We start from the raw sequence: 7,204 nt of genomic DNA on the forward strand, positions 1-7,204 counted from the left end.
TTGGCTCGATCATGTTCGAGCCCTGCGCGACATAGCGCCAGTTGCGCGGCCCTTCGGCCCAGGCGGTCCGCAACCGTTCTTCTGCCTCCCGCTCGCGCGCCGCCGCCTCGGCCGCCGCGCGGGCCGCTTCCCGCGCCGCCGCCTCTTCGGCGGGATAGGTGAAGCTCACCGCGTAGATGGCGCGGCTGCCGCGTGCGCCGGTGCGGACGGCGCTGAGATGGAACTGATAGGACCGGCTTGTCCCGCTGACGGTCTTGGTGACGACCTGCATGTTCGTCGGCGCGCGAATCGCCGTGGGCTTGAGGAAGAGCAGGTTGCCGGCCGGCTGCGCCAGCCAGGCGTCCGCATCGCCGATCGCGACCTGCGTGATTTCCTCGCCGGGGGCGAAGATGATCTGCGTCGAGTTTTTCGGGCTGCCGACGATGCGGACGACGTTGAGCGGATTGTAGGGCACGAGCTGGACATGCGGATCATAGCCCGCCGATTGCGGCGTCTGATCGGCCAGCGCCGACCCGCCGAGGAGCGCCGCAAGCACGGCCGCGCCGATCGCGAGGGACTGCCTCATTGCGTGGCCTCCATGTCGGCGCGGTAGCTGGTGACGATGAACCCCAGCGGATTGACGTTGAGCGCGGCCGCGCCGATTTGGCCCGGCGCGAAGTCGAACGCGATCGTCGCCACCATCTGCTGCGGCGGAAGTGCGACGCCTTGCTTGCTCGCCATTTGGACGAAGCGGACCTGCGCCAGCTTCGGCCCGAGGAACGATGTCGAGACCCAACGGACAGTCGCATTGCCGTCCTGGCCGAGCACGACCTGCGGACTGTTGGGATTGGTCCCCTTGAAGCCGGCGGCATATTCGTTCTGCACCGCCGGCGACGACATCAGCGTGACGGCGTTGAAGTTCGTTTCTGCCTCGGCCGCGCTGTAGGTCTGGCGCAGCCGCACATATTGCCAGAGGAAGAACCGCTTTTCGGCGTCCTCGACTTCCATCGGCCCGCCGCGCACATCGTAGACGCGCTCGACGGAGCCGGTCGCCCGGTCCACCCGGAAGGCAAGCGGAACGACCGTCTTGAGCGGCAGCAGGGCGATGACGGCCGCCATTCCCAGGAAACCGACCGCCGCGCCGATCCCGCCGACCACGAAGCCTAGCCGCGCGACATTGCGGTTCCGATCGCGCTCAGAGGCGGCGTAGCTCGCCACTTGGCCGTAATAGGCATCTAGGATAGCGGGGTCCGACGCGACCGGCCGCGCCTTATAGTCTTCCGCCGCTACCGGCGGCTTTCGAGCAAACCATTTCATGAGCCGGTCTCCGGCGTGAGGGACGGCGACTGCGCCGGCGGCAGCGGCGCGCGCGGGCCGCGCAGATCGTCTCGCGTGGGCACCCACTTGCCTGCGTTGAGCGGCCGATACTTCCCCTTCGCCTCGGCGAGCGGAGGCCGGTGCGCGCAGGCCGAGAGCGACAGGGCGGCGAAGACAAGAAGGACGGGACGGATCATCTTTTGGTTCCTGTTGGGCGGATTCCGGACTTTGATGCGCGCGCGATCAGCCGGTGTCGGAGAGCGAGCCGCCGGTGGAGGGACGAAGGCGCTGGTAAATCGAGCGGCCTGCCGCGCCCGCGCCGCGGCCGACCGTCGAGCCGGCATAATGGCCGGCGCCGAGCAGTCCGCTCCGGCCGACACGGTAGCTGTTGCCCGCGCCATCGACATAGCGTTGCCCGGTCGAGCCGATCGCGGCCTGTGTCGCCCGCGCGAGCACCCCCGAGTGGAAATGCAGGCCGCCCGCGAGCGAGGATGCGACACCGGGAAGTTGGAAGGCCACGAAGGCGGCGACGGCGAAGAAGATCACGCCGGCGAGCAGCACCTGGATCATCGCCATCGAGTCGACCGCCCCCATGACTGCGACCTGGCCGACCACCTGCTGTTCAACCGAAAGCACGATGTAGAGCAGCACGACCGTCGTGATCTGGAGGATCACGCACGAGATCAGCGAGCCGATCCAGCGCTCGAAGATCGCCCGTGTCGCCGAGAACAGCACCAGGCCAATAAGCAGCGGCCCGAGCGCGATGTAGAGCGCGAGCAGCACGCGCGAGATCAGCCAGATCGCGAAGGCGAACACCGTCGATATGATCGCCGCCGCCCAGAACAGGATGACGATGAACTTCTCGCCGATGTCGGTCCAGTTGAGCGTGCGCCAGACTTCGAGCCCGGCGCGCCATGCCTTGATCCAGACCTGATCGAAGGTGTTGGCGTCAACGGCATTGGTCGAGCCCGAGGAGGTGAGTGCGTCGGCGAGGCCCTGCGGCAGCGTCGTGAAGAAGAAATCGTAGACATATTGCTGATAGATGCCGGCGCCGGTCAGCACCCACACGACCAGGCCCAGCTTGAGGAATCGGCCGAGCAGCGCCGCGCCGGACTCGTTGACCTCGCCTCGGATGATGAGGATGCCGGTGAGCGCAATATAGAGGACAAGCGCCACCTTGAGCGGAGCCGCGACGAACGACAGGAAGGCGTTGATGACTTCGGATACGGCGCTGACCAGCGGCGTCTCCACTTGAGAAACGATGTAGGCGAAGACCTGCCACTGAACGTCGTCCATCCGCCGCCTACCTTGCCTTTCCGGCTTCAATCAGGAGGGAGCGGCGCGCCACGTCGCAATATTGCAGTTCGGGGTTGCGCCGGCACATCAGCAGCTTGCTCCGGCGGTTTTGCGGATCGTTCGACCAGAAATCGGGGTTGCGCGGATCGAGCGTGCCCGTTCGCGCGCGGGCTTGCCGCAGTGCTACTTCCACGCTCGCTTCATGCGCGTTGATGCAGTCGGGCGTGCGCGCCAACCGGCCAGGATCATCGAGACAGGCGAGCTGAACCTGCGCGCGCTGCGGCCGATGATCGGCATACCACGAGACCGTCTTCGGCGGCGTCGCGGCAACCCCGTCCGCCGCTTGCTGCGCCACCGCCGGCGAAGCCGCGAGCAGGAGAAGCAGGCCGAGGGAGGCTTGCACGGTGCAAGGGGTCGCCATCGTCAGCCCCCTCTCGCCTTGGCCTGTTCTATCAGACCGTCGATTTGCTGGCGGCGCAGCTCGTCGCGCTGTTGGTTCTCATTCCGTTCCTGCGCCTGCTGCCACATGGCGAGCGACTGCGCTTGGACCGACTGCGCCTGAAATGCCGCCTGTTCCATGCCGATGCGCGCCTGAATGTCGGCCACTTCCTTGCTGTCGCTGGCGCTCGCGAGCTGACCTTCGAGGCCCTGCAAGGCGGTCAGGTGCGTCGCGGCCGACTGGTAGAGCTGGCTCGCCATCGCCTGCACGCCCGCGATGCTGTTCGCGTTGCGGTTCATCTGCTGGGCGCGGAAATCCTGGCCCGAGGGCGAATAGACCCGGTTCTGATTGAGATAACCCTGCGCGGCCGTGCCGAGCGAACCCGATCCAATGCCGGACCCGCTCATGATTGCGCCGACATCGACCGAGCTTGTCCCGAGCGGGTTGCGGAACTGGTTGACGTTCAGCTCCTGGCCAAGCTGGCGGAGCGCACTCTGCGGCAGATGGGCGATCGCCGCATAGGTCTGTTGGAGCTGCGCATATTGCTGGCGCAGCGAGTCGAGCTGGGCCTTGGCCTGTATGATCGCCTTGGCGTCGATCACCGCCATTTGCGCGGTTGCCGGGCCGGAGCCGGTCCCGACGATCGCCAGCGCCGCCGCGCCGGCCAACATCATTCTGCGAAACTTCATGGCCTTTCCTTTCCTCGTGCCCGGATTAGGCGGCAGCCTCCCGCCAACGGCGCCGGAACAGCGGCAGCCATGCCGCCGGGTCCGGCCCCACGTCCTCGATCAGCCGCTCCATGAGACGCACCGTGCTCGCGCGGCCGGAGAGCACGGCGATGAGATCATCCATTCCGGTGAGATCGAGTTCGCAGGCGACGCTCGCGTTGCCCTGCTTGAGCAGAAAGCGGTGCCCGCCCACGGCCAAGTCCTCGCGCACAGCGAGATATTCGGGCTCCGTCAGCTTGAGCCCGTCGCGATAGTCCGCAGCGTCGGCGCGGGTGTTCGGCATCAGGATTTGCGTCGGGCATTGCTCGATGATGCTGTGCGCGATCGGCGAGCGCAGCGCGTCCGCCGGCGATTGCGTGGCGAGGATCACCAGCCCGTTCAACTTGCGGATCGTCTTGAGCTTGTCGTTGACGAGATCGCGGAATCCCGCGTCGAGCAGCACCTTCCAGAACTCATCGATCGCCAGCACGAGCCGGCGGCCGTCGAGCAGGCTTTCGACCCGATGGAAGAGGTAGGAGAGGATCGGCCCGCGCGTCACCGGATCGTCGAGCACGGCGGTCACATCGAAGCCGAGGAACGGCGCGTCGAGCGAGACCCGATCGGCATCATTGTCGAGCACCCACCCCAGCGCCCCGCCCTGACACCACTTGTCGAGCCGCGCGCCCGGCCCTTCGGGATCGGCTTGGCCGAGGAAGGCGCGCAGCTCGGCGAACGAGCGCGCGTCGCGCGGCAGCGCGAGGACCGCGCGCACGCCCAGCTCAAGCCGGCGCTCCTGTTCGGGGGCCATCGCCTTGCCGGGATCGAGGACGAGCGCCTTCACCAGCTCTTTGACGAACTCGACATCGCCGGGCTTGTCGGACAGCGCCTTGAGCGGGGCGAGGCCCGAGGGCTCGCCCGCCGGCAATACGAGATAGGTGCCGCCGACAGCGCGAGCGAGAATGTCGCCGCCGCGATCCTTGTCGAAGAACACGACCTGCGCCTTCTGCCGCTCCGCCATCGCGAGGATGAACAGCATGAGCGTCGTCTTGCCCGAGCCGGTGGGACCGGCGACGAAGACGTTGCCGAGATCGCGCACCGTCTCAGTCGGGGCGTGCAGATGGAAGCGGTAGGCGGTCCCGCCGGTCGAGCGGAACAGCGTGAGCGGCGCGCCCCAATGGCCGGTTTGGGTGCCGAGAGGATAGTTGTGGAGGCTCGCCATCGCCGCGAAATTGCGGGAGCTGATCGCACCGGGGCGCGTGCGTAGCCGCATGTTGCCGGGGAGCTGCGCCCAATAGGCGGCTTCTAGCGCGAGATCCTCGCGCACGATCACCGCGCCGCTCTCGGCCAGATCGCGCCGGGCGCTGGACGCGACCAGGCGCAGCTTGTCGAGGCTGTCGGCGAAGGTCATCAGCGTCAGGTGATGATCGCCCATGACGAAGGCGTTGGAGGCGAGCATGTCAGCCGCCTCGGTCAACGCCTCGGTCTGGCTCGCGGCCTTGTCCTGGGCCGTCACCATCTGATTCTGCTTGCGCGTCATGATCCCCTGGGCGTCCTGCTTGCCGAGGAAGCCGAAGGATTGCGTCAGCACGCAGCGATAGGGCGCGCCGAGCACCGTATCGAACATGCCCGGCCAGGTGACGGCAGGATATTCGCGCAGGCCGAAGCCGGCGGCGAAGGTTGACCCTCCCGCTCCCCGGATTTCGATCGCCTCACGGCCGACGATGACGCGATCGGTATAGACCGCGCCGCCGAGATGACCGTTGACCAGCGGCACGGGCATGTGCTCGCCGGTCAGCACCAGGCGCAGCGCCTCCGCCACTTCCGAGAACATAAGGCCGCTCGCCTCGCGCAATGCGAGGCGGCGCACGCCATAGGCGTGCAGCTCGTAGGCGAGCGTGTCGGCGATGCTGTCGATCTGATCCATATTGGCGGGCGAGGCCGCGCGCGCCCGATCGCCGCGCTTGCGGCGCGCGAACAACGCCGCGACATTGCCTTGGGCGAGTCCTCCCCTGCCGGCAGGCCGCAGCAGGATCGACAGGAACAGCTCGTTGCGAAACAGCCGGTTGGAGAGCAGGCGGTCGCGATAGCGTTCGTCCAGCTCGCGCGCGAAAGCGCTGGCGCAGGGCTCCGCCGGATATTCGCTTGGTTCGGCGAGCGAGCGCACGACATGGATTTGGAGGACGACCCGATCCGACGAGATGTTGCGCAGCAGGATATTGCGCTGGGCATGAAGCGCGTTGACGAGCGCGGGATCGGCCAGCTCGAACGTCGCGCCGTCGAGGCGCAGCATCGCCAGCAGCGAGCCATCATCGAGCAGCACGGTTCCCGGCGCGGCGTGGCCGATATAGGGGACATAGATGTCGGGCTCGCGCTCGCGCGATGCGGCACTAAACATGGATGCGGACCTCCCGCGCCCTGCGCGCCGGGCGCAGCGGCAGCGGACTGACCGACGAGCCGCCCCACCGATCCTTATTGCGCGCGCGTCCTTTGGTCTCGGCCCACAGCCGGAGCGTCGTGAACATATTGTAGTCGTGGCTGATGAGCGCGCGCGTGGCGTAGTGAACCACCACCCCGATCAGCAGATAGAAGGGGTTGGACATCAGCACGAAGATGATGCCCGTCACCATGCCGTTGATCGCCAGGGCTTCGAGGGGCACGCCCTGCCACATCGCCGGCCGCGTGCAGGCCAGGAACAGCGTGTCTTCGGTGAGGGCGTCCTGCGCCATGTCACGAGCCGATGATTTGGTCGACGATCCATGCGGACGAGAAGATCAGCAGCACGCCGAGGATCACGCCGCCGGCCGCACGCATCGAAAGCGCTCCCATGAGCGCGCCGACACCGACGATGCAGATAGCGATGACCGCAATCAGTTTGCCGGCCGTTCCGGTGATCACGTTGACGATGTTCTGTAGAAAGGTCGTGATGTCGCCCCCACCGCCCGACTGCGCGAAAGCGGGCTCGGCCACGGCGATCAACATCGTGGCCGCGAGCGCGAACGCCGCGACCCGGCGCGCGTCGAGCTGGTGCGCGCGCCGCGCACAGGCTGCGGCGGCGATCGACACCGACGAGCGTAGGCGCTCGGGTGCCAGCATCAGCGCTGCCGCAAGCGTCTTGTGGATGGATTGCGCCATAGAACCGCTCTCCTTCATGGCAGGCCGCGCGACGCGACGGCTTGCACCGTGCAAGCCTCCGCGATTTGCCGGTCGGCTTGCCGAAGCCCCGGCAGATATGTCCCGGCGGCGGAAGGCCGCCCTTAGCGATCGTCGCCGGCAGGGGCGCCGATCGCCTGTAACCGCACGGGCAGCGGCCGTTCGGCCGACGCCATTCCCACCGGCATCGGAGCCGGCGATGAAGCTGAATCGAGAGGCGGCGCGCCCGCGCCGTCGGGATTGTCGCGCAGGTAGCGAGCCCGCGCATACACGTCCCAGGCGGGAGGAGGCGGAGGGGCTCTGTTGCAAAAATCGT

The 7,204-nt window shown here is 67.3% G+C and carries 10 protein-coding genes; all 10 read right to left on the bottom strand.

Annotated features, from left to right (window positions below; genetic code table 11):
• Nucleotides 1-565 (bottom strand): TrbG/VirB9 family P-type conjugative transfer protein (locus H926_RS0102275; RefSeq protein WP_022674857.1); only part of this gene is annotated, 565 nt, incomplete at its 3' end.
• Nucleotides 562-1,296: a virB8 family protein gene (locus tag H926_RS25215; protein WP_051146227.1), complete on the bottom strand. Its 735-nt coding sequence runs from the start codon at nt 1,294-1,296 to the stop codon at nt 562-564. The genes H926_RS0102275 and H926_RS25215, both read right to left, overlap by 4 nt.
• Nucleotides 1,293-1,493, bottom strand: coding sequence for a hypothetical protein (locus H926_RS0102285; protein ID WP_022674859.1), 201 nt, complete (start codon nt 1,491-1,493; stop codon nt 1,293-1,295). Before H926_RS0102285 ends, H926_RS25215 begins: the two co-directional genes overlap by 4 nt.
• Before the next feature lie 46 nt (nt 1,494-1,539).
• Nucleotides 1,540-2,592, bottom strand: coding sequence for a type IV secretion system protein (locus tag H926_RS0102290; RefSeq protein WP_022674860.1), 1,053 nt, complete (start codon nt 2,590-2,592; stop codon nt 1,540-1,542).
• Between the two features lie 7 nt (nt 2,593-2,599).
• Entirely contained in the window at nt 2,600-3,013 is a 414-nt protein-coding gene (locus H926_RS25220) for an EexN family lipoprotein (protein WP_051146228.1), read from the bottom strand.
• 2 nt (nt 3,014-3,015) lie between these two features.
• On the bottom strand, nt 3,016-3,720 hold the full coding sequence (locus H926_RS0102300; RefSeq protein WP_082208965.1) for a type IV secretion system protein: 705 nt from the start codon (nt 3,718-3,720) through the stop codon (nt 3,016-3,018).
• Nucleotides 3,721-3,745: 25 nt separating this feature from the next.
• Nucleotides 3,746-6,133, bottom strand: coding sequence for a VirB4 family type IV secretion/conjugal transfer ATPase (locus H926_RS0102305; RefSeq protein ID WP_022674863.1), 2,388 nt, complete (start codon nt 6,131-6,133; stop codon nt 3,746-3,748).
• Complete coding sequence (locus H926_RS0102310) at nt 6,126-6,464, bottom strand: type IV secretion system protein VirB3 (RefSeq protein ID WP_022674864.1); 339 nt, start codon at nt 6,462-6,464, stop codon at nt 6,126-6,128. The genes H926_RS0102305 and H926_RS0102310 overlap by 8 nt, the downstream gene beginning before the upstream one ends.
• 1 nt (nt 6,465) lies before the next feature.
• Nucleotides 6,466-6,870: a TrbC/VirB2 family protein gene (locus H926_RS31460; protein ID WP_158441923.1), complete on the bottom strand. Its 405-nt coding sequence runs from the start codon at nt 6,868-6,870 to the stop codon at nt 6,466-6,468.
• 122 nt (nt 6,871-6,992) lie between these two features.
• Nucleotides 6,993-7,204 (bottom strand): hypothetical protein (locus tag H926_RS34435; protein ID WP_237740961.1); only part of this gene is annotated, 212 nt, incomplete at its 5' end.

The organism is Novosphingobium sp. B-7 (genome assembly GCF_000410615.1).
Lineage (GTDB): Bacteria > Pseudomonadota > Alphaproteobacteria > Sphingomonadales > Sphingomonadaceae > Novosphingobium > Novosphingobium capsulatum.

What these genes read in the sequence shown, in the direction of transcription:
- H926_RS25215 (WP_051146227.1), bottom strand. Translation starts at nt 1,296, where the DNA reads ATGAAATGGTTTGCTCGAAAGCCGCCGGTAGCGGCGGAAGACTATAAG.
- H926_RS0102285 (WP_022674859.1), bottom strand. Translation starts at nt 1,493, where the DNA reads ATGATCCGTCCCGTCCTTCTTGTCTTCGCCGCCCTGTCGCTCTCGGCC.
- H926_RS0102290 (WP_022674860.1), bottom strand. Translation starts at nt 2,592, where the DNA reads ATGGACGACGTTCAGTGGCAGGTCTTCGCCTACATCGTTTCTCAAGTG.
- H926_RS25220 (WP_051146228.1), bottom strand. Translation starts at nt 3,013, where the DNA reads ATGGCGACCCCTTGCACCGTGCAAGCCTCCCTCGGCCTGCTTCTCCTG.
- H926_RS0102300 (WP_082208965.1), bottom strand. Translation starts at nt 3,720, where the DNA reads ATGAAGTTTCGCAGAATGATGTTGGCCGGCGCGGCGGCGCTGGCGATC.
- H926_RS0102305 (WP_022674863.1), bottom strand. Translation starts at nt 6,133, where the DNA reads ATGTTTAGTGCCGCATCGCGCGAGCGCGAGCCCGACATCTATGTCCCC.
- H926_RS0102310 (WP_022674864.1), bottom strand. Translation starts at nt 6,464, where the DNA reads ATGGCGCAGGACGCCCTCACCGAAGACACGCTGTTCCTGGCCTGCACG.
- H926_RS31460 (WP_158441923.1), bottom strand. Translation starts at nt 6,870, where the DNA reads ATGGCGCAATCCATCCACAAGACGCTTGCGGCAGCGCTGATGCTGGCA.